This is a genomic window from Pseudonocardia sp. Ae717_Ps2, from assembly GCF_001932475.1.
Classification (GTDB): Bacteria; Actinomycetota; Actinomycetes; order Mycobacteriales; family Pseudonocardiaceae; genus Pseudonocardia.
Map to the genome: position 1 here is coordinate 3,554,839 of NZ_MCIS01000001.1, position 20,684 is coordinate 3,575,522.

Sequence of the window (20,684 nt, forward strand, 5' to 3'; positions counted from 1 at the left end):
CGTCAGGCGTCGCGGTCCTTGGCCCGCAGCTCGCGCAGCATCCGCTCCTGGCGCTCGCGCTTGCGCAGGGCGCGGTCGCGGGCGTCGTGCTCGCGCATCCGGTTCGGGTAGCCGACGAGCTGCACGTCGTAGATCGGCATCTGCAGCGACCGGGCCAGCTTCTTCGCCGCGTTCGGGCTCGCGACCCGCCTGCGGGTCCACTCGCCGTCGTGCGCGACGAAGACCACGGTCGTCTCCGTCACCGTGGTGCGGGGCTCGACGAAGGCCTCGACCCCGATCCGGGCGGCCGACCACGCACGCAGGTGCGCCTCCCCCTCCGCGTACGCGCCACGCCTCCCCCCGGAGCCGGATCCCCGGCCGGACCTGGCACCCGACGGTCCCCGTGACCGGAACAGGTCGAGCAGACCCATGCGCGTCATCCTCTCCTCGATCCGGTCCCACCCCTACGAACCGGACACGGTAGCTCCAGGTGCCCAACGAACGGGATCACCGTTTTGCTCCCGACACCCCAGTGGCGCAGCCGCGACCGGATGACAAGATGGTCGCCGCGTAGCGGGGTCCCGTCCGGCGGAGCCGGTCCACCGGCGGTGACCCCCGGAGGGAGCTGATCGGTGTCCGACCCGGGCGCTCGTTCCGCCGACCTGGTGATCCTGGGTGGCGGCTCCGGTGGCTACGCCTGCGCGCTGCGGGCCGCGGAGCTGGGCCTGTCGGTGGTCCTGGTCGAGAAGGACAAGCTCGGCGGCACCTGTCTGCACCGCGGCTGCATCCCGACCAAGGCACTGCTGCACGCGGCCGAGGTGGCCGACCACGCCCGGGACGGCGCGCAGGTCGGCGTCCGGTCCACCTTCGACGGCATCGACATGGCCGGGGTGAACGCCTACAAGGACGGCGTGGTCTCCCGGCTGTACACGGGACTGCAGGGCCTGGTCGCCTCCCGCGGGATCACCGTGGTGCCCGGCGCGGGCACCCTGGAGGGCCCCGGCACCGTCCGGGTGGGCGACGAGCGGATCACCGGCCGCCACGTCGTGCTCGCCACCGGCTCCTACGCCCGGTCGCTGCCCGGCCTGGAGCTCGACGACCGCATCGTCACCTCCGACGCCGCGATCTCCCTCGACGAGGCCCCGCGCCGGGTCGTGGTGCTCGGCGGCGGCGTGATCGGCGTCGAGTTCGCCAGCGTCTGGCGCTCGTTCGGGGCCGAGGTCACGGTCGTCGAGGCGCTGCCGCGGCTCGTGCCCCACGAGGACGAGTTCTGCTCGACCCAGCTCGCGCGGGCGTTCCGGCGTCGCCGGATCACCACCCGCACCGGGGTGCGGCTCGCGACGGCGACCCGCAGCGGCGACACCGTCACCGTGTCGCTGGAGTCCGGCGAGGAGATCGAGGCCGACCTGCTGCTGGTCGCGGTCGGCCGCGGCCCCAACACCACCGGTCACGGCTTCGCCGAGGCCGGCGTCGCGATGGACGGCGGATTCGTGACCGTCGACGAGCGGCTGCGCACCAACCTCGACGGCGTGTACGCCGTCGGGGACGTCACCCCCGGCCTGCAGCTCGCCCACCGCGGCTTCGCCCACGGGATCTTCGTCGCCGAGGACGTCGCGGGGCTCGCGCCCCGCCCGGTCACCGACGACGGCATCCCACGCGTCACCTACTGCGACCCCGAGGTCGCCTCGGTCGGGCTGACCGAGCAGGCCGCGCGGGACCGCCACGGCGAGGTGCACACCCTGACCTACGACCTGGCGGGCAACGGGAAGTCGCAGATCCTGAAGACCTCCGGGGCGGTCAAGCTCGTCGCCCAGGGACCCGCCGGACAGGGCGGACGCATCCTCGGCGTACACATGGTGGGCTCCCGGATCGGGGAGCTCGTCGGGGAAGCGCAACTGGTCTACAACTGGGAGGCTCTGCCCACCGACGTCGCCGCCCTGATCCACGCCCATCCCACGCAGAGCGAGGCCCTCGGAGAGGCCCACCTCGCACTGGCCGGGAGACCGCTGCACACCCACGGCTGATCCCGGCCCCCACGACCCGAACACCCACGCGGAACAAGAGGAGCTCCACCCGACATGGCCGTCACCGTTGAGATGCCCGCCCTGGGCGAGAGTGTCACCGAGGGCACCGTCACCCGCTGGCTCAAGGCCGAGGGCGACACCGTCGAGGTCGACGAGCCGTTGCTCGAGGTCTCGACCGACAAGGTCGACACGGAGATTCCGTCGCCCGCCGCGGGCGTGCTGAAGCGCATCATCGCGGGCGAGGACGACACCGTCGAGGTCGGCGGTGAGCTCGCCGTGATCGGCGACGCCGACGAGGCCGACGGCGCCGGTTCCGACTCGTCCTCCGAGAAGGCCTCCTCCGAGAAGGCCGAGGAGCCCGCGGAGACCGAGCCCGAGCCCGAGCAGGCCGAGGAGGAGGCCCCGAAGCCGTCCTCCGGTGGCTCGTCGTCCGGTGGGGGCTCCGGCACCCCGGTGACGATGCCCGAGCTCGGTGAGTCGGTCACCGAGGGCACCGTGACCCGCTGGCTCAAGCAGGTCGGCGACACCGTCGAGGTCGACGAGCCGCTGCTCGAGGTCTCCACCGACAAGGTCGACACCGAGATCCCCTCGCCGGTCGCGGGCACCGTGCTCGAGCACACCGTCGCCGAGGACGAGACCGTCGAGGTCGGCGCGCAGCTCGCGCTGGTCGGCGACGGCTCCGCCGCCCCGGCGCAGGACGAGGCGCCGAAGCAGGAGAAGGCGCCCGAGAAGAAGGAGGAGCCGAAGAAGGAGGCTCCGAAGCCCGAGCCGAAGCCCGAGCCCAAGGCCGAGCACCCCAAGGCCGAGGAGAAGCAGGAGAAGGCCCCGGCCGGCTCCGAGGACTCCCCCACCGGGAGCATCGAACCCTCCTCGAACGGCTCTTCGGGCGAGAAGCCCTACGTGACCCCGCTGGTGCGCAAGCTGGCCCAGGAGCACGGCGTCGACCTCGACTCGGTCACCGGCTCCGGCGTCGGCGGCCGCATCCGCAAGCAGGACGTCCTCGCTGCCGCCGAGCAGGCGAAGGCCCCCGCGAAGGAGACGCCGGCCGCCGCGTCCGCCCCGGCTGGGCAGCCCGCCTCCGGTGGCGCGCCGAAGACGCCGCAGGCCGTCCCGACCCGCGCGGACGACGCGCCGGAGCCGGGCACCACGGTCAAGCTCCCGCGCCTGCGCCAGGTCATCGCGCAGCGGATGAACGAGTCGCTCGCCACCTCGGCGCAGCTGACCACCGTCCAGGAGGTCGACCTCACCCGCATCGTCAAGCTGCGGAACCGGGTCAAGGAGGACTTCAAGCGCCGCGAGGGCGCCAACCTCACCTTCCTGGCCTTCATCGCCAAGGCGACCATCGAGGCACTCAAGGCGTACCCGTCGCTGAACGCCTCCATCTCCGAGGACAACAAGCAGGTCACCTACCACGGCTCGGTCCACATGGGCATCGCCGTGGACACCCCGCGCGGCCTGCTCGTCCCGGTGATCAAGGACGCCGACGACCTGTCGCTGGCCGGGATCGCCAAGAAGATCGCCGACGTCGCGGCCCGCACCCGGGCCTCGAAGATCGGCCCGGACGAGCTGTCCGGCGGCACCTTCACGATCACGAACATCGGGTCCGCCGGCGCGCTGTTCGACACGCCGATCATCAACCAGCCCCAGGTCGCCATCCTGGGCACCGGCGCGATCTCGAAGGAGCCGAAGGTCGTCACCGGCCCCGAGGGCGACGACGTCATCGCCGTCCGCTCGGTGTGCTTCCTGCCGATGACCTACGATCACCGCCTGGTCGACGGCGCCGACGCCGGCCGCTTCCTGTCCGCGGTCAAGGCCCGTCTGGAGGAGGGCGCCTTCGAGGCCGAGCTCGGCCTGTAGGCACCCCGCACGACACACGGCGGCCCGTCCCGGTTCCCCCGGGGCGGGCCGCCGTCGTCACCGGTCCGGGTGACCGGTGACGACGGTCGCGGTATGTCCGGCTCGCGCGTCCGCCCGGGACCGGGAAGGATCTCCGCCGTGCGAGTCGTCGTGGCCGGTTCGTCCGGACTCATCGGAACAGCCCTGGTCGCCCACCTGAGGGGCGCGGGGCACGAGGTGCTGCGCCTGGTGCGGCGCACCCCCGCCGCCCCCGACGAGCGCGGCTGGGACCCACCGGCCGGCACCCTGCAGGACGGCACCCTCGACGGTGTCGACGCGGTCGTGAACCTCAACGGCGCCGGCATCGCCGACCGGCCGTGGACCGGCGCCCGCAAGCAGCTGATCCGCGACTCGCGCAACGTCCCCACCGAGGTCCTCGCCGAGGCCGTGGCCCGGCATCGGGTCCCGGTGCTGGTCAGCGGCTCGGCCGTCGGCTACTACGGCGACACCGGCCAGGTCGTCGTCGACGAGTCCGCGCCGTCGGGCTCGGGGTTCCTCGCCGACGTCTGCCGCGACTGGGAGGCCGCCACCGCCCCCGCCGTGGACGCCGGCGCCCGGGTGGTGCTCGTCCGCACCGGTCTGGTCCTGTCCCCGTCCGGTGGGCTGCTCGCGATGCTGCGCCCGCTGTTCAAGGGCTTCCTCGGCGGGCGGATCGGCAAGGGCACCCAGTACATGCCCTGGGTCTCGCTCGACGACCAGGTCGCCGCGATCCGGTTCGCCGTCGAGACCGAGTCGCTGTCCGGCCCGGCGAACGTGACCGGCCCGGTACCGGTCACCAACGCCGAGTTCACCAAGGAGATGGCCGCCGCCGTCGGGCGTCCCGCGCCGTTCCCGGTCCCCGGCCCGGTCATCTCCACCGTGCTCGGCGAGATGGGCCGCGAGATGCTGCTCGGCGGTCAGCGGGCGGTGCCGGCGGCGCTGCTCGACGCCGGGTTCCAGTTCCGCCACCACACCATCGGCGACGCGCTCTCGGCCGCGGTCGGGTCATGACCCCGTCCGGGGTCGACGTCCTGGTGGTCGGGGCGGGCCTCGCCGGCCTGCGCGCGGCCACCGTCCTGCACCGGCGCGGGCTGACCGTGCGCGTGCTGGAGGCCGCCGACCGGCTCGGCGGCCGGATGGCGACCGACGTCGTCGACGGGTTCCGCTGCGACCGCGGGTTCCAGGTGCTGAACAGCTCCTACCCCGCGCTGCACGCCGCTCTCGCCCCGCACGGGCTCGACACCCTGGGCGCGCGGGCGTTCGAGCCCGGGGCCGCCGTCCGGGCCGGCGACGGCGAGCTGCACCGCTTCGTCAACCCGCTGCGCCGGCCCGCGTCCGCCCCGGCCACCGCGCTGGACGACCTGTTCGGCCCGATCGACAAGGCCAAGCTCGTCGCGTGGACGGCGAAGGTGCTGGCCTCGCCGCCGTCGCGGACCGCGACGCTCGTCGGCTCCTCCGCCGCCCAGGACCTCGACGCCGCGGGCCTCGGCGGCGCGGTCACCGACCGGTTCCTGCGCCCCTTCCTGTCCGGGGTGCTCGCCGAGACGGCGCTGGAGACCTCGACCGCGTTCGTGCGGCTGGTGTGGCGCAGCTTCGCCCTGGGCACGATCGTCGTCCCCGACGACGGCATGGAGGCACTCCCCCGGCGCCTCGCCGCGGCCCTGCCCGAGGGCACGGTGACGCTCGGGACCCGGGTGCACGCCGTCCGCGGCGGACCCGCGCCCGAGCTGGACACCGACGGCGGCACCCTGTCGGCGCGCGCGGTCGTCGTCGCGGCGGACCCGCGGACGGCCGCCGCGCTCCTGCCCGGGGTCGCCGAGCCGCGGATGAACGCGCTGACCACGTTCTTCCACGTCCCGCCGCAGGCCCCGACGGCCGCTGCGCTGCTGCACCTGGACGGCACCGGCGGGCCGGTCGTCAACACGATGGTGCTGACCGCGGCCGCGCCGGGCTACTCCGCCGACGGGCGCCCACTGGTGGCGTCGTCGATCGTCGGGACCCCGGGGTCCACCGGGCTCGACGAGCCCGCGGTGCGTCGCGAGCTGGCCCGGATCTGGGGGGTCGGCACCGACGACTGGCTGCACCTGCACACCGCCCAGGTCGACGAGGCGCTGCCGCTGTTCGAGGCGGGGCGCCCGGTCCGCCGCGACGTCGACCTCGGGGAGAACCTGTTCGTCGCGGGCGACCACCGCGACACCCCGTCCACCCAGGGTGCGCTGGTGAGCGGTCGCCGGGCCGCGCAGGCCGTCCTCGCCCGGCTGGGTGCGGCGTAGGCTCGCCGCCATGGCCGCTCCGCACCTGTCCTGCCGCGCCCGCACCGACGACGTCCGGGTCGACCGGCTCGGGCGGGTGGAGTACCAGGCGGCGTGGGACACCCAGAAGGCGCACGCGCAGGCCCGCAAGAACGGCGGGCCGGACGTGCTGATGCTGCTGGAGCACCCGCCCGTCTACACCGCGGGCCGGCGCACCCGGCCGGAGGACCGGCCCACCGACGGCACCCCGGTCGTCGACGTCGACCGGGGCGGGCGCATCACCTGGCACGGGCCGGGGCAGCTCGTCGGCTACCCGATCGTCGCCCTCGGCGAGCCGATGGACGTCGTGGACTACGTCCGCCGCCTGGAGGAGGCCCTCATCCGGGTCTGCCACGACCTCGGCGTCACCGACGCAGGCCGCGTCGAGGGGCGTTCCGGCGTGTGGCTGCCCGCGCAGGGCTTCACCCCCGAGCGCAAGGTCGCCGCGATCGGCGTCCGGATCGCCGGCGGGGTCACCCAGCACGGCTTCGCGATCAACTGCGACGCCGACCTGGGCGACTTCGGCAGGATCGTGCCGTGCGGGATCGCCGACGCCGGTGTGACCACGCTGAGCGCGGAGCTGGACCGTGCGGTGACCGTCGACGAGGTCGCCGGCCCGGCGGCCGCCGCCGTGCTGGACGCGCTCGACGGGCGGCTGCCGGTGACCGAGCACCCGGTCGTCCGCCAGGTCGACCTGATGTCCGGCCTGGGCTGACCCCGGCCCCGGTGCCTCAGGTCAGCTGCGGCATCACCGTCGCGGCGAAGTCCTCGATGTGGGCGAGGTCGGACAGGTCGAGGATCTGCAGGTAGAACCGGGTCGTCCCGGTGACCTCCGACCACCGGCCGAGCTGGTCGACGACCTGGCCGGGGGTGCCGGCCAGGCAGTTCTCCCGGACCTCGGCGGCGTCGCGGCCGACCGAGGCGGCACGGCGTTCGACCTCGGCGTCGTCCTTGCCCAGGCACAGCATCTGCGCGGTCGACCAGGTCAGCGTGCCAGGGTCGCGCCCGGCCGCGGTGCAGGCCTCGCGGACCCGCCCGAACTGGTCGGCGACGGCCTCGGGCTGCTGGAACGGCACGTTGAACTCGGTGGCGAACCGGGCGGCCAGCGCCGGGGTCTTCTTCTTCCCCATCCCGCCGACGATCACCGGCGGCGCGTCCTGCACCGGGCGCGGCAGCGCCGGGGAGTCGGTGAGCGTGTAGTGCCGCCCCTGGTGGGTGAAGCGCTCGCCGAGCGGGGTCGCCCACAGCCCGGTGAGGATCTCCAGCTGCTCGGTGAGGATCTCGAAGCGCTCGGCCAGCGGCGGGAACGGGATGCCCAGTGCCCGGTGCTCGGCCTCGAACCAGCCCGAGCCGAGCCCGACCTCGATGCGGCCGCCGGACATCTCGTCGGCCTGGGCGACGGCGACGGCGAGCGGGCCGGGCAGCCGGAACGTCGCGCTGGTCACCAGGGTGCCGAGCCGGATGCGCTCGGTCTCGCGGCCGAGCGCGGCGAGGGTCACCCAGGCGTCGGTCGGGCCGGGCAGGCCGCTGCCGTCGCCCATCGCAAGGAAGTGGTCGGAGCGGAAGAACGCGTCGTACCCGGCGTCCTGCGTGGTGCGCGCGACCCGCAGGAGGTCGGTGTAGCGGGCGCCCTGCTGGGGCTCGGTGAAGATCCGGAAGTCCACGGACGCCGACGCTAGCTGCCCCGCCCGGCGCCCGCCCGGCCGCCGTCGTATCGCTGTCGGGGTCTGCCGCTACGGTGCCGCCGTGCAGTCCTTCCCCGACCTGAGCGGCCGTACCGTCGTCGTCACCGGCACGACCTCCGGCCTCGGCCGCGCGCTGGCGGCGCGCTTCGTCCGCGCCGGGGCGCGGGTGCTGATGACCGCCCGCGACGACACGCGGGGCCGGGCCGCGGCCCGCGAGGTGGGCGGCGAGCTCGTGCTGCTCGACCTGGCCGACCTCGCCTCGGTGCGGGCCGCGGCGGCCCGGATCCGCGAGCGCACCGGGGACCGGCTGGACGTGCTCGTGAACAACGCGGGCGTCGCGGTGGGGCCCCGCAGCGAGACCGCGGACGGGTTCGAGCTCCAGATCGGCACCAACCATCTGGGCCCGGCCGCGCTGACCTGGCTGCTGATGCCCGCGCTGTGCGGCGCCGGGGACCCGGAGCGCCCGTCGCGGGTGGTGTCGACCTCCAGCATCGGGCACCGCAGCGCCCGTCTCGACCTCGACGACCTGCACTGGCGGCGGCGCCGGTACTCCCCGGTGTTCGCCTACGGCGCCTCGAAGCTGGCGAACCTGCTGTTCGCCGCCGAGCTGGACCGGCGGCTGCGGCTGTCCGGGCAGCCGGTGCTGTCGGTGGCGGCCCACCCGGGGATGACGGCGTCGCAGCTGCTGGCGAACTCCTACCGGCGTGCGGGCGGCGGCGGCCTGCGGGCCCGGGTGCTGCTCGCCGCCGAACGGCTGGTCGTGCAGCCGGTGGAGGACGGCATCGCCGCGCAGTGGGCCGCCGCGACCGGGCCGGTGCACGGTGGGGACTACCTGGGCCCGTCCGGTCCCCTGGAGGCGCACGGACCGGCCGGTCCGGCCCGCCGGTCCGCTGCCGCGCAGGACCCGGTGCTCGCCGCCCGGTTGTGGCAGGTCACGGCCGCCGCGACCGGCGTCACACCCGACCCCGGGCGTAGGCTGGGCGCGTGACCATCGCACCCGAAGGCCGCAAGCTCCTCCGCCTCGAGGTCCGCAACAGCGAGACCCCGATCGAGCGCAAGCCGTCCTGGATCCGCACCCGCGCCAAGACCGGTCCGCAGTACACCGAGCTGAAGGGTCTCGTCCGCTCGGGCGGCCTGCACACGGTGTGCGAGGAGGCCGGTTGCCCCAACATCTACGAGTGCTGGGAGGACCGGGAGGCGACGTTCCTCATCGGCGGGGAGCAGTGCACCCGTCGCTGCGACTTCTGCCAGATCGACACCGGCAAGCCGGCCGACCTGGACACCGACGAGCCACGCCGGGTGGCGGAGTCGGTGCAGCAGATGGGGCTGCGCTACTCCACCGTCACCGGTGTCGCCCGCGACGACCTGGACGACGGCGGCTCCTGGCTCTACGCCGAGACCGTCCGCAAGATCCACGAGCTGAACCCGGGTACCGGCGTCGAGCTGCTGGCCCCCGACTTCAACTCGATCGACGACCAGCTCGTCCCGGTCTTCGAGTCCCGCCCCGAGGTGTTCGCGCACAACCTCGAGACCGTCCCGCGGATCTTCAAGCGGATCCGTCCGGCGTTCCGGTACGACCGGTCGCTGGAGGTCATCGGCAAGGCGCGCGCGTTCGGTCTGGTCACCAAGTCGAACCTGATCCTGGGCATGGGCGAGACCCCCGAGGAGGTCACCTCGGCGCTGCAGGACCTGCACGACGCGGGCTGCGAGATCATCACGATCACCCAGTACCTGCGCCCGACCAAGCGCCACCACCCGGTGGAGCGCTGGGTCAAGCCCGAGGAGTTCGTGGAGCACTCGAAGGCCGCCGAGGAGATCGGCTTCGCCGGTGTCATGGCCGGTCCGCTGGTCCGCTCGTCCTACCGGGCCGGCAGGCTCTACGCGCAGACCGTGGCCCACCGCGGCGAGGAGCTCTCCCCCGCTCTGGCGCACCTGGCCGACTCCGGCCCGGCCGCGCAGGAGGCCAGCTCCCTGCTGGCACGCAGCTGACACCTGCTCGCACCGTCGATCACCGGTCGGACGTAGGCTGGTCACATGCCCGGCAAGCCCCGTAAGCCCTCGCCCGACGAGAAGAAGGCGCTCAAGGCCCAGAAGAAGGCCGCGTCGAAGCAACGCCGCCAGCAGATCTGGCAGGCGTTCCAGATGCAGCGCAAGGAGGACTCCAAGCTCCTCCCGATCATGATCGGCGTGTTCGTCGGGTCGATCGTGGTCGTCACGCTCATCGGCTGGCTGCTGGGCCTGGTCTGGTTCTTCGTGCCCTTCGGCATCCTGATCGGCGCGCTGGCGGCGTTCAGCATCTTCGGCCGCCGCGTACAGCGCTCGATCTACGTGAAGGCCGACGGGCAACCGGGTGCCGCGGGCTGGGCGCTGGACAACATGCGCGGGCAGTGGCGGATCACCCAGGGCGTCGCGGGCACCACCCACCTCGACGCGGTGCACCGGGTCATCGGGCGGCCCGGGATCATCTTCGTCGCCGAAGGGGCCCCGCACCGGGTGAAGACCCTGCTCGCGCAGGAGAAGAAGCGCACCGCGCGGGTCGCCGGCACCACCCCGATCTACGACGTGATCGTGGGCAACGAGGAGGGTCAGGTCCCGCTCAAGGGGCTGCAGCGCCACCTCATGAAGCTGCCCCGCAACATCTCCGCCGCCGAGATGGACTCCCTGGAGGGCAAGCTCAACGCCCTCGGCAGCCGCGCCGCGGCGATGCCCAAGGGGCCGATGCCCCAGGGCGCGAAGATGCGCAGCATCCAGCGCACCGTCCGCCGCCGCTGACCCTCCCGCTGCTGACCCGGCCGCCGGTCCCACCGCCGGCCGGGCCGCTCCGCGCCCGGCCGCGCGGCCCGCAGCGGCGACGGCCGTCGGCTCAGTCGGCCGTCTCGCCGGACGCCGGCTCGCCGCGCAGGTCCGCGAGGACGCAGTCGGCGCACGTGCTGCCGCCGGGCACCCGGTAGTACAGACAGCAGGACCGGCGCCGGAACGTCCAGGCGTGGTCCGGGGCCACCGGAGCGCGCCGCTCCCCGGTACCGGTGAGCCGCGGGTGCTCCAGCAGGTCGGTGGCGACGGCCGCGACGGCGTCCGCGGCGTCGGGGCGCTGGATGTCGAGCACCCGCTTCGCTCCCGCGACCGACGACGCGACGTTGCCCCACAGCACCGTCGCGGACACCCCGAAACGCTCGCCCGCGATCTCCACCAGCGGGGTGAGCACCTCGTCGACGAGCGGGGCCAGCGCGTCGGCCCCGGGGACCCGGCGGCGGACCATCCGCGGCGGGTCCAGCGCGACGACGTCGCCCAGCGGCGTGGCGGACCACCACAGCGTCTGCGGCCGCAGGTCGACCAGCACGCCGTACAGGGCGAGCGCCGCGACCGGCCCGGACAGCAGCTTCGCCGCGAGCCCCTGCACCGCGATCGACGCGGCGATCCGCCGGCCCAGCGGCGGCTCGGCCCCGAGTGCGATCCGGGTTCGTTCGACCCGGTCGAGCAGCGCGTCGGGGGCCAGGACGGCGGCGAACGGGCGGACCGACCGCCCTGCCGCCCGCTCCTCGGTGACGTCGAGGAGCTCGAAGAACGGTCCGACCGCCGCGAGCCCGGCCAGCACCTCGCTCACCTGCGGGGCGGTGGCCGGGCCCGCGAGGTCGGTGTGGTCGGTGCTGTGGGTCGGGCCGGTCACCGTGGCAGCCTCGCATCCCGGATCGTCCCGGGCGAGCCGTTCGCGAGGGTCCCGGCGAGCGGCCCGATCCACAGCACCGCCCCCGCCGCGGCGACGACCGCGACCGCCTGCGCCGCCGTCGACGACGTGACCAGCGCGGCGAGCACCGTCAGCCAGAGGAGGCCCCGGGCGGTCACCCGTCCCGTCAGCGTCGCCGACGGCGGCAGGTGCGTCACGGCCGGACACCGGCCGGTCCGGGCAGCGGCAGCCCGGTCACGATCCGGGCCGCCGCCGCGCCCGCGTGGCGCCCGTGCGGCCGGTCCCCCGAGCCCGACCCGCCCGGACCGCCCGACCCGGCCGGCGCGGCCGGGCCGTGTGCGGGTTCGGTGAAGGCGGGCCGGTCGGTGGGCAGCTTCGTGTGGTGCACGACCACCGAGCCGTCGGCGTCGATCCCCACGCCGACGTCGAGCCGGGACCGCTGCGCCGCCCGGTGGGCCAGTGCGACGAGCCCGTCGGGACCGCCGGCCGCGGCGGGGTCCGGCCAGGTCGTGACCGGGACGCCCTCCTCCTCGGCGCCGGCGAGGACCTCGCGCAGCACCGGGGCCGGGGTGTCCGGGTGGTGACCGACGACGACCGACGGCGGCTCCGGGGCCGACGCCGGGCCCGGCCGGCTCATGCCGCGGGCTCCCCGCTGCCGACCAGTGCGCTCGCGTGCGCGTCGACCAGCCCGGACGCGACGGCGTTGCGCGGCCCCTCGGTGCCGTGCACGTTGCCGGTCCCGCACACCACGCCCTGTCCGGCGAGGGCGTCGGCGACCATCTGCGGGATCTCGAAGTCCAGCGCGGACCCGCCGAGCAGCACGACGAAGTCGAGCATGCGCAGCGAACCGCCCGGCGCGACCTGGCGCAGCGCCCGCAGGGCGTTCACCACGAAGACCCGGCGCTTGGCCTCGCGGCGCACCCGCACGACGTGGTCGATGGAGTGCCGGGTCCTGATCGGGACCGGCCCGTCCGGGGTCATGACGACCACCCGGGCGAACACGTGCGAGGGCAGGGGCTCGGTGAAGAACTCGACCGAGCCGTCCTCGTGGCGGAGGTGGAAGAAGCTCTCCACCTTCGCCAGCGGGTACCACTTGACCTGCTCGGCGGTCTCCCGGTCCTCGAGCGCCAGCTCCGAGTCGATCAGCTTGGTGACCAGCTCGCCCGCGCCGGCCACGTGCACCGCGGTGCACGTGCCGTCCCGCAGGAGCAGCGCCGCGTCGGTGGAACCGCCGCCCATGTCGAGGATCGCGATCGGGGTGTCGGTGCCCGGGGTGGTGAGCGCCCCGCGGACCGCCATCTCGCCCTCGATGCCGCCGATCCGGGCCGAGCAGCCGAGGCTCTCGGCGACCCGGTCGGCGACGACCTGCATCCGGCTGCGGCTGGTGCGCACCATCGCGGCGAGCGCGACCGCGTTCTCCAGCGACACCTCGCCGGCCAGACCGCCCCGCACCTCCCGCGGGACGAACGTGTCGATCGCCAGCACGTCGCGGATCCGGATCTCCGCGGCCGGTTGCCCGGTCACGTCGGTCATCGTGTCCCGGACCTGCGCGAGCATCCCGCCGACGTGCGTGCCGGGCTGCCCGGTCGCGTCGTCGAGGGGCTGCACCCTGGCCAGGGTGTCCATGATCGCCTCGGCACCGGCGTCGACGTCGATCCGCAGGGTCTTCCCGGCCCCGGTCAGGACCAGCTCGCCGACCGGGACGCGCCGGTCGGTGACGTCACCGGCCGGGGTCCGGACGACGACCGCCGACCGGTTGCCGGTCAGCGCCCGCGCGACCGGGGAGACCTGACGGGTCTGGTCGGGGTCGAGCCCGAAGACCGTGGCCAGGCCGTAGGAGTCCGACAGGGTCCGGATGGTGCGGCCCGGCAGGGCGACCTCCACCGCCGCGACCATGTCCAGCGGCACCCGCTCGACCGCGCCGACCTCGTCGACGATCGGGATCGCGACCGGGACCCGGTTCGCGACGAGCACCGCGTCGTCCTGGGCCAGGACCGCCGCGACCAGCTCGCACCCGCGCTCGTGCGCCGCGGTGAGAACCTGCGCGACCCGGTCGAAGTCCCACCCCCGCCCGACGACGACGATCACCGGCCCGTCCGGGAGGGGGCCGTTGCCGGTGAGGTCGTCGATCGACACCGTGGTCCCGACCCCGAGGCCGCTACCCCCGGGCGTCGACGGGTTGTGCCCGATCATCGTGGACTCGGTGATGATCGTCTCGGTGATGGTCTCCATGGCGAGACCGCTGATCACCGGGGTCGCCTCGTTGAGCAGCACCTCGTCGAGGTCGGCCACGGCCCGCCGGGCCCCCTCCAGCGCCCGGCGGACCGCGGTCACCGCACCGGCGGTGTTGTCCGGGGTCCCCTTGACCCCGGTGGTGCGGGTCAGGGCGGTCCCGAGGTGGTCGACCCGGCCGGGCGCGTCGATCGAGGCCACGCAGGCCTCGGTCGTCGAGTTGCCGATGTCCACGCCCACGACCAGCCGCGAGCCGTCCGTCCCGTGCACCGTGTCTCCTTCAGCCCGCGTCGACCGACGTACCGAGGGTGACCTCGACCGGACGCACCCCGTGGCGGATCTGCTCGAACTCCTTGAGGTGCAGCAGCGCCGCCTTGGCCTGCCAGCGGGGACGGGCCATCTGGTCGTTGCGCGTCGGAACCGGCTGCGGCGACTCCCCCTTGGCGTACTGGGCGGCGTTGGAGCCGATGCCGCGGAACACCTCGGCGTCGAGCAGCGGCGACTGCGGGAACAGCTCCAGGTTCGACAGCCGTGCGAGGTCCTTCTGGTGGATCATCGTGGTGCCCCGCGACAGCAGGCCCACGCAGATCCCGGAGCCGGACAGCTTCGCGCCGGTGTGGGCGATGGCCGCCAGGTCGGCGGTGTCCCACACCCGGATCAGCCGAGAGATGACGCCCTGCTCCTCGATGCCCGCCATGAGCTGGCGCAGCACCTCGGCGTGCGGGACGTTCACGATCGTGCGGGTGAAGAACCCGGCGAACGCCGGGGACACCGCGATGACGACCTCGTCGGGGCGGGTGCCGCGCTCGGCGGGCCCGACCTCGGTCAACGACAGCGGGGTCGGGGCGGGGTTGTCGGTCGCGATGCTCACGAGACCTCCTCCTCGGGGTTCTCGGCACTGGTGACGTGACGCAGCTTCTTGAGGGCGTTCCACCGCTCACCGGTCAGGCGGTAGCCGGTGCCCGGGCCTGCGTAGTCGTTGGCGTCGTTGATGGCGGCCTGCGGGACGAAGTTCCCGTCGAGGATCGCCGAGGTCTGGAGCAGGTCGCCCGACACCCGCTGGCGCAGGACCTGCAGCAGGTTCTCCGCGACGTCGTGGAAGCTGGTGCGCTCCAGGATCTTGACCAGGTCGAGTCCGGTGATGCCGCGGTCCATGACCGACTGGGCGCCCTTGAGGTCCTCCAGGACCTCGCGCAGCGGGTAGTCGGCGCTGGAGTTGGCGTAGGTTGCCGCCTCGACCTCCTCGTCGGTGATCCGCGGCAGGTCCAGCTCGGCGAACACGGCCTGCATCGCGCGGGCGGCCTTCTCCCGCACGGCGAGGATCTCCGGCTCCCGGACGTGGCGCAGGCCGCCGTCGATCTGCAGGTCGCGCTGGATGGTGTTCCAGTCGTCGTAGTCCTCGACGTCGAGGTTCGACCCGGCGAACATGTTGTCCGAGTTCGGGACGCCGGAGAAGCCGGAGCACACCAGGTCCTGGCCGGAGAGCAGCTGCGGCATGAGCCGGCTGGTGCGGCGCATCGCCGAGTGCGAGAACGACTGGTCGTTGCCGGCCGCGCACTCCAGGTCGACCATGTTGCAGACCAGGTTCTCCGCGGCGACGGCGCGGATGCCGCCCGGGACCGCTCCCGGTACGCCGATGCAGCTGATCGAGCCGTTCTGCAGGCCCTGCACGCCGGCGCCCTTGGCCATCAGGATGCAGCGGATCTCGAGGAACAGCATGGAGCGGCCCTCGGCGTTGCCCATCTGCACCTCCGACCCGGTGCCCGAGGTGAAGCGCATCTTGATGCCGCGGGAGGCGTAGGCGCTGGCGAGGAACGACTTCGACCACGGGGTGTCGTCGCCGTCGACGAACACGGACTCGGTGCCGTAGACCGAGATCGTCTCGGCGTAGCCGGTGATGCCGCGCATGCCCAGGTCGAGCTCGGTGGCCTCCTCCAGCGCGCACTGGGTGATGACGCCGCCGCGCCCGGACTGGGCGCCGACCTGCAGGCCGATGGCGACGAGTGGGGCGTAGCGCAGGACCCCGAGGGTGGTCTCCATCTCGGCGAAGCCGCGCAGCGCGGCCTCGGCGGCGTCGGCCGCGACCTGGATGGGGTTGTCCCGGGCGCTGGTGGAGTGCGCCTGGTTGGCGGGGCTGCGGCGGGCCCGCATCTTCTGCATCGACATCATGATCTCGACGACGTTGAGCAGCTTGACGACGTCGAGGAGCTTGGCCGGGGTGAGGCCGCGGGTGATGTCGAGGAGCTCGGCCCGGGTCACGCCCGGGTCGACGAGCATCCGGGCGATGTCGGTCGAGGGGATCGCGGTGGCGCGCTCGGCGACCTCGACGTCGATCGCGTGGTCGGCGATGAAGGTGTCCATGAAGTCGAACGCGGCGCGCTCGCGACCGTCCATCTCGACGATCACGCCGTTCTCGACCCGCACGCTCGGCGCGGGGTCGAAGTCGCTCTCCATCGCGACGAGACCCTTCTCGGGCCACTCCTCGACGAACCCGTCGAGGTTGACCGGGCGGGACTCGAGCATGTCGGTGCGCTTGGAGGTCCTGGCCCCGGTCGCCGGGGTGGCCGCCTCGGGCAGGGTGCTGGTCATCGGTCAGTCTCCTTCGCGGGCGAGCAGGTCGCGGGCCGCGTAGACCTGTGCGGCCTCGCGGACGAGCGCGGCGCAGGTGGTGGCGGCGTAGTCGTTCTCCAGCCGGTCGGCGATCTCCGCGAGCCGGGCGGCCGACGACGCGCGGGGCCGCAGCGCGTTGTAGATCGCGAGGACCTCCTCGTCGGGGACGGTGGTCAGCTCCGCGGCGCGCCGCATGTTCTCGGCGAGCTGGCGGCGGCCGACGGCGTCGGAGATCTCGCCCTGCAGCGTCAGCGTCTCCGCCGAGATGCGGAGGTCCTCGTTGCGGATCTCCCCGGACACGACGGCGGCCATGGTGACCTCCGAGAGCGGCCGGCCGGTCGGGGTGCGCAGCAGGTCGGGCCGCTGCACGGACAGCGGGTAGTCGGCGGGGCCGAGGGTGGTGCTCATCGGGTCTCCTCCAGGCGGGACGCCACGGCCGGCTCGGCCGGGACCTCCGGGTGTGGGATGCGGCCGACCGGCACGTCGCCGGTGGCGGCGGCCTCCAGCTCGGCGGGGGCGAGGAAGCGCTCGACCAGCAGGACGAACGCGCCGCCCCCGATCAGGCCGCCGAGCAGCGGAGCGACGATCGGCAGCCACCAGTACGGGACGCCGGTGCCCGTGACGAACGCGGTGTCGTAGCCGGTGACGAACGAGGCCAGACGTGGGCCCAGGTCACGGGCCGGGTTGATGGCGTAGCCGGCGTTGGCACCGAAGGCGATGCCGATGCCGACGACCAGGAAGCCGATCATGAACGGGGCCATGTTGGCGCCGGGCGGGTTGTTGAGCGCGTTGGTCAGCGCGAAGATCACGAACACCAGCAGGGCGGTGCCGACGATCTGGTCACCGAACGCGGCGAGGATCGAGACGTGCTCACCGGGCAGGGTCGAGAAGATGGTCTGGGTGGCGACGGTGTGGCCGGGGTCGACCGCCGCGATCGGGCCGGCGTAGACGGCGCGCACGACCAGCTCGGCGAGGAACGCGCCCGCGGTCTGGGCCAGCCAGTAGGGCGCGACCTTGCGCCAGGCGAAGCCCTTGAACACGGCCAGTGCCAGGGTGACGGCCGGGTTGAGGTGGGCGCCGCTCACCCGGCCGGCGACGTAGACGCCCATGGTGACCGCGACACCCCAGCCCCAGACCAGGGTGCCCCAGTCGCCGTTGGCGCCCTCGGAGGTCACGACCTGCGCGACGGTGCCGCAGCCGATGAGGATCAGGACGAAGGTCCCGGCGAACTCGGCTGCGAGCTCGCCGGTGTCCCCGCGGCTCACGCGAGTGCCGTGACGGCGGCCTCGGCCACCGTCACGTCCTGCTCCACCGAGCCGGCGCTGACCCCGACCGCGCCGACGAGCTCACCGTCGCGGTGGATCGGGATGCCGCCGCCGAAGATGACCATGCCACCGGCGGTGTGCTCCAGGCCGTAGAGCTCGGCACCGGGCTGCACCAGCGGGGTCAGCGCCGCGGTCGGCAGGTCCATCAGGATCGAGGTGCGCGCCTTGCGCTGGGCGATGTCGATGCTCGCGCGGATCGCACCGTCCTGGCGGGCGAAGGCCAGCAGATGACCGCCGTCGTCGACGACCGCGACGTTCATCGGCTGGCCGATCTCGGTCGCCTTCGCCAGTCCGGCGGCCAGCGCCTTCTCGGCGTCCTGGAGGGTCAGTCGTGCCATCCGGGCCTCACTCCTCGTCGAGTCGGGCAACCCGGTCCGTACCGGGTACGTCGACGACGCTAGGAGCGCGAGCACCCGCGAGGTATGAGGACTCTCCCTACCTCACCCCCACCCCCACACCCTCCGGGGAGGGCCGTACGGCCCAGCCGTCCGGCGCGGACGCCTCGCTCGTGCGGGGTGACCCTGTGGAGTGTCGGAAGGGATCCGCGGCGGGGGGCCGGGCGTGCTCGGGGAGCCGGGAACGCTCAGGTGGCCGCACCGAAGCGGGCGAGCATCGTCCGGTTGCGGGCGCCGGTCTTGCGCAGCACCGCGCCGACGTGCTTCTCCACCGTCTTGACCGAGATGGCCAGCCGGGTGGCGATCTGCTTGTCCGCCAGGCCCTGCTCGACGAGCGCGCGGACCTCCCGCTCGCGTAGGGTCAGCAGGTGCTGGCCGCGGGCCGGCTGCAGACCCGTGGGGGGCGCCGCGAGCGGGCCGGCCGGATACGGGGTAGGTGGATCGGGCCAGCAGGCCCGCACCCGCGTCCCCCAGCCCGGGACGCTGTCGATCTCCAGCCGGCCACCCGCGGCGCGCACGGTGGACTCGACCCGGTCCAGCCCGGACCGGGGCGCGGTGACGGGGTCGAAGCCGCGGCCGTCGTCGTCGACGAGCAGGCGGACCTCGCCCGCCTCGAACGCCAGCCCCACCCGCAGCGTGCCCGCGCCGGAGTGGAGCACCGCGTTGTCGAGCAGCAGCCGCGCGACCTCGCGCACCCCGGTCGCGACGACCGGGTCCGGCACCCGCTCGGTGCCCAGGGTGACGACGCCGCCCCGGGCCCCGAGCGCGCGCAGGGCACGGTCCAGCTCGGCCCGCAGCTCGGGGAGCAGCCGGTGCCCGGCGTCCGCGGTCGTAGCGACCGGGGCCTCGGTGAGCAGCCGCGCCGCCATCACCGCGACGGCGGCCTGTGCGGCGAATCCCTCGACCGCGGCGACGTCGCTGGCGGAGAAGGATCCACCCCCACCGAAAGCACAGGCCCCGAGCAGTTCGTCGTCCCACCAGAGGGGGGTGCCGAGCACGTCCGACCTGCCGGGGCCGTCCCCCTCCATCAGGAGGGTGCGCGGTTCCCGGACCAGCCGCGCCAACACGTCGTCGACCGGGGGCAGGGGCTCACGGTGGACCACCGGCGCCCGGTCACCGAGCAGCGTCACGGCCCCGCCACCTCCGCCGAGGCGCTGGGTGGTGCGCCGGACGAGGTCGTCGAGGAGCGGCGTCACACCCCGGTCCTGCACCGCACCGTGAGCGAGGATCACCCGGTCCTCCCGGTATCCATCTTGCATCTATGCCGCGTCCTTGGGGATGAACGGTAGGGACGTCGACCGGGGCGGGCAAGCCTCTCGGATCCGGGGCGGTCGCGGTCAGGCATGATTCGGACGTGGACGACGGGTCACGGGCGGGCGGGACCGCCGCCGAACGGGCGTACCGGTTCACCAAGGCCGGCATCCTCGACGGGACCCTGCCCGCGGGCGAGCTCATCAGCGAGGGCCAGGTCGCACGGCCGCTGCAGCTGAGCCGGACCCCGGTCCGCGAGGCGTTCCTGCAGCTGCAGGCCGAGGGGCTGCTGAAGCTCTTCCCGAAGCGCGGCGCGCTGGTCGTGCCGGTCTCCCCCGGCGAGGTGGACGCCGTGGTCGAGGCCCGGGACGTGATCGAGTCGCACGCGATCGCCACCGTCGTCGGGGTCGACGACGAGACCCTCGCCCACATCGCCGCCGCGATGGACGCCGCGATCGAGGACCAGCTCGCCGCCGTCGCCTCCCGCGACGAGCTCGCCTTCGTCGAGGCCGACCGGGCGTTCCACACCGTGCTGGTGCGGGCCGGGTGCCGCAGCATCCTGCTGGAGGTCTACGGCTCGCTGCGCGACCGGCAGCTGCGGATGAACATGGGCGCCCTCGGCGGGCGCTTCCCCGGCCGCGCCGAGCGTCTGGTCTCCGAGCACCGGCAGCTGCTCGCCGGGCTGCGCGCCCGCGACACCGAGGCGGCGGTGGCCGTGCTGCGGGTGCACCTGGCCGGCACCCGGGCGTCGGTGCTGGGCACTCCCCCGGTGAGCGTCTGACCCGCCGGGGTCAGCCCCGCAGCACCCGCACGACGACCGTACGGCTGGCGCGGTCGTGCCAGCCGCGGCCGTCGGCGTCGCGCAGGAACGGCGGCAGCACCACCGCGATCATCGCGGTGCGCAGCAGCGCCCGCGGCACGCCGACGTGGGTCGCCATGTCGGTGCGCGCGACGCGCATGCCCAGCGCGAGGTGCCCCGGCGCGGTGCCGAGCACCGACACGGTCAGCGCGGTGATCACGAACCAGGTCCCGAGGACCCACCAGCCGAACTCCGGGGAGCCGAGCGCGTCGACCCCGGCGACCAGCAGCACCAGCAGGTAGGCCAGGAACCAGTCGAGGACGACGCCGGCGATCCGGCGCCCGAACCCGGCGACCGAGTAGTGGCCGGTCGCGGGCAGCCCGAAGCGCTCGCCGGGGTGTCCGGCAGGGGCGGAACCTCCTGCGGATGAACCGGGGAGCCAGGACTCGATCCAACGGGCCATGCTCTCTAGCGTAGGCGGCGTAACCGCAGCACCGAGCGGGACCGGACCGGACACCGATGACGAACGTGAT

22 protein-coding genes are annotated in these 20,684 nt (G+C 74.0%); 9 read left to right on the plus strand and 13 right to left on the minus strand.

The window, feature by feature from the left end; all coding sequences use genetic code 11:
• Positions 1 to 2 precede the first annotated feature (2 nt).
• The gene (locus Ae717Ps2_RS16230; protein ID WP_020623515.1) at positions 3 to 410 is read right to left on the minus strand and encodes a hypothetical protein; all 408 of its coding nucleotides are present in this window, start codon (positions 408 to 410) and stop codon (positions 3 to 5) included.
• A gap of 201 nt (positions 411 to 611) precedes the next feature.
• On the opposite strand from Ae717Ps2_RS16230, the gene lpdA reads away from it, so the two are divergent.
• The 5 genes from lpdA to lipB all read left to right on the plus strand — a co-directional run bounded on the left by lpdA (position 612) and on the right by lipB (position 6,884).
• A complete protein-coding gene (lpdA, locus tag Ae717Ps2_RS16235; RefSeq protein ID WP_075333566.1) occupies positions 612 to 2,003 on the plus strand; it encodes a dihydrolipoyl dehydrogenase in 1,392 nt (463 codons plus the stop codon).
• Positions 2,004 to 2,057: 54 nt separating this feature from the next.
• On the plus strand, positions 2,058 to 3,860 hold the full coding sequence (gene sucB / locus Ae717Ps2_RS16240; RefSeq protein WP_075307071.1) for a 2-oxoglutarate dehydrogenase, E2 component, dihydrolipoamide succinyltransferase: 1,803 nt from the start codon (positions 2,058 to 2,060) through the stop codon (positions 3,858 to 3,860).
• A 138-nt stretch (positions 3,861 to 3,998) separates the two neighbouring features.
• Positions 3,999 to 4,889 carry a TIGR01777 family oxidoreductase gene (locus Ae717Ps2_RS16245; protein WP_075333567.1) on the plus strand — a complete coding sequence of 297 codons (891 nt, stop codon included), beginning with the start codon at positions 3,999 to 4,001 and terminating at the stop codon, positions 4,887 to 4,889.
• On the plus strand, positions 4,886 to 6,151 hold the full coding sequence (locus tag Ae717Ps2_RS16250) for an NAD(P)/FAD-dependent oxidoreductase (protein WP_075307074.1): 1,266 nt from the start codon (positions 4,886 to 4,888) through the stop codon (positions 6,149 to 6,151). Before Ae717Ps2_RS16245 ends, Ae717Ps2_RS16250 begins: the two co-directional genes overlap by 4 nt.
• A gap of 10 nt (positions 6,152 to 6,161) precedes the next feature.
• On the plus strand, positions 6,162 to 6,884 hold the full coding sequence (lipB, locus tag Ae717Ps2_RS16255; protein ID WP_020623520.1) for a lipoyl(octanoyl) transferase LipB: 723 nt from the start codon (positions 6,162 to 6,164) through the stop codon (positions 6,882 to 6,884).
• Between the two features lie 16 nt (positions 6,885 to 6,900).
• On the opposite strand, the gene Ae717Ps2_RS16260 is transcribed toward lipB, so the two are convergent.
• Entirely contained in the window at positions 6,901 to 7,833 is a 933-nt protein-coding gene (locus Ae717Ps2_RS16260) for an LLM class F420-dependent oxidoreductase (protein ID WP_075307076.1), read from the minus strand.
• An 82-nt stretch (positions 7,834 to 7,915) separates the two neighbouring features.
• On the opposite strand from Ae717Ps2_RS16260, the gene Ae717Ps2_RS16265 reads away from it, so the two are divergent.
• From Ae717Ps2_RS16265 to Ae717Ps2_RS16275, 3 genes are read left to right on the plus strand one after another with little or no spacing between them, the layout of a single operon-like run.
• On the plus strand, positions 7,916 to 8,842 hold the full coding sequence (locus Ae717Ps2_RS16265; RefSeq protein ID WP_075333568.1) for an SDR family NAD(P)-dependent oxidoreductase: 927 nt from the start codon (positions 7,916 to 7,918) through the stop codon (positions 8,840 to 8,842).
• The gene (gene lipA / locus Ae717Ps2_RS16270) at positions 8,839 to 9,843 is read left to right on the plus strand and encodes a lipoyl synthase (protein WP_020623523.1); all 1,005 of its coding nucleotides are present in this window, start codon (positions 8,839 to 8,841) and stop codon (positions 9,841 to 9,843) included. The genes Ae717Ps2_RS16265 and lipA overlap by 4 nt, the downstream gene beginning before the upstream one ends.
• A gap of 45 nt (positions 9,844 to 9,888) precedes the next feature.
• Positions 9,889 to 10,626 (plus strand): DUF4191 domain-containing protein, encoded by a 738-nt coding sequence (locus tag Ae717Ps2_RS16275; RefSeq protein ID WP_020623524.1) that lies wholly within the window; start codon positions 9,889 to 9,891, stop codon positions 10,624 to 10,626.
• Positions 10,627 to 10,717: 91 nt separating this feature from the next.
• Here the strand turns inward: Ae717Ps2_RS16275 and Ae717Ps2_RS16280 are convergent, their stop codons facing one another.
• From Ae717Ps2_RS16280 to Ae717Ps2_RS16325, 10 genes are all read right to left on the minus strand, one after another.
• Entirely contained in the window at positions 10,718 to 11,521 is an 804-nt protein-coding gene (locus Ae717Ps2_RS16280; RefSeq protein ID WP_075307080.1) for a (2Fe-2S)-binding protein, read from the minus strand.
• Positions 11,518 to 11,736 carry a hypothetical protein gene (locus Ae717Ps2_RS16285; RefSeq protein WP_075307082.1) on the minus strand — a complete coding sequence of 73 codons (219 nt, stop codon included), beginning with the start codon at positions 11,734 to 11,736 and terminating at the stop codon, positions 11,518 to 11,520. Before Ae717Ps2_RS16285 ends, Ae717Ps2_RS16280 begins: the two co-directional genes overlap by 4 nt.
• The gene (locus Ae717Ps2_RS16290) at positions 11,733 to 12,176 is read right to left on the minus strand and encodes a glycerol dehydratase reactivase beta/small subunit family protein (protein WP_075307084.1); all 444 of its coding nucleotides are present in this window, start codon (positions 12,174 to 12,176) and stop codon (positions 11,733 to 11,735) included. The genes Ae717Ps2_RS16285 and Ae717Ps2_RS16290 overlap by 4 nt, the downstream gene beginning before the upstream one ends.
• Entirely contained in the window at positions 12,173 to 14,041 is a 1,869-nt protein-coding gene (locus Ae717Ps2_RS16295) for a diol dehydratase reactivase subunit alpha (RefSeq protein WP_143510396.1), read from the minus strand. Before Ae717Ps2_RS16295 ends, Ae717Ps2_RS16290 begins: the two co-directional genes overlap by 4 nt.
• A gap of 10 nt (positions 14,042 to 14,051) precedes the next feature.
• Complete coding sequence (locus tag Ae717Ps2_RS16300) at positions 14,052 to 14,642, minus strand: propanediol/glycerol family dehydratase medium subunit (RefSeq protein WP_233147586.1); 591 nt, start codon at positions 14,640 to 14,642, stop codon at positions 14,052 to 14,054.
• Complete coding sequence (locus tag Ae717Ps2_RS16305) at positions 14,639 to 16,360, minus strand: propanediol/glycerol family dehydratase large subunit (RefSeq protein WP_075307086.1); 1,722 nt, start codon at positions 16,358 to 16,360, stop codon at positions 14,639 to 14,641. The genes Ae717Ps2_RS16300 and Ae717Ps2_RS16305 overlap by 4 nt, the downstream gene beginning before the upstream one ends.
• 3 nt (positions 16,361 to 16,363) lie before the next feature.
• Positions 16,364 to 16,789 (minus strand): diol dehydratase small subunit, encoded by a 426-nt coding sequence (locus Ae717Ps2_RS16310; protein ID WP_020626176.1) that lies wholly within the window; start codon positions 16,787 to 16,789, stop codon positions 16,364 to 16,366.
• A complete protein-coding gene (locus tag Ae717Ps2_RS16315) occupies positions 16,786 to 17,646 on the minus strand; it encodes an MIP/aquaporin family protein (protein ID WP_075333569.1) in 861 nt (286 codons plus the stop codon). The genes Ae717Ps2_RS16310 and Ae717Ps2_RS16315 overlap by 4 nt, the downstream gene beginning before the upstream one ends.
• A complete protein-coding gene (locus tag Ae717Ps2_RS16320) occupies positions 17,643 to 18,044 on the minus strand; it encodes a heme-binding protein (RefSeq protein ID WP_075307088.1) in 402 nt (133 codons plus the stop codon). The genes Ae717Ps2_RS16315 and Ae717Ps2_RS16320 overlap by 4 nt, the downstream gene beginning before the upstream one ends.
• Positions 18,045 to 18,289: 245 nt before the next feature.
• Positions 18,290 to 19,333, minus strand: coding sequence for a LuxR C-terminal-related transcriptional regulator (locus Ae717Ps2_RS16325; protein ID WP_075307089.1), 1,044 nt, complete (start codon positions 19,331 to 19,333; stop codon positions 18,290 to 18,292).
• A 122-nt stretch (positions 19,334 to 19,455) separates the two neighbouring features.
• Between Ae717Ps2_RS16325 and Ae717Ps2_RS16330 the strand changes: the two genes are divergently transcribed.
• Positions 19,456 to 20,133: a GntR family transcriptional regulator gene (locus tag Ae717Ps2_RS16330; RefSeq protein WP_020626172.1), complete on the plus strand. Its 678-nt coding sequence runs from the start codon at positions 19,456 to 19,458 to the stop codon at positions 20,131 to 20,133.
• Between the two features lie 10 nt (positions 20,134 to 20,143).
• Here Ae717Ps2_RS16330 and Ae717Ps2_RS16335 read toward each other — a convergent pair whose 3' ends face one another.
• On the minus strand, positions 20,144 to 20,614 hold the full coding sequence (locus tag Ae717Ps2_RS16335; RefSeq protein WP_075307091.1) for an RDD family protein: 471 nt from the start codon (positions 20,612 to 20,614) through the stop codon (positions 20,144 to 20,146).
• Between the last annotated feature and the right edge of the window lie 70 nt (positions 20,615 to 20,684).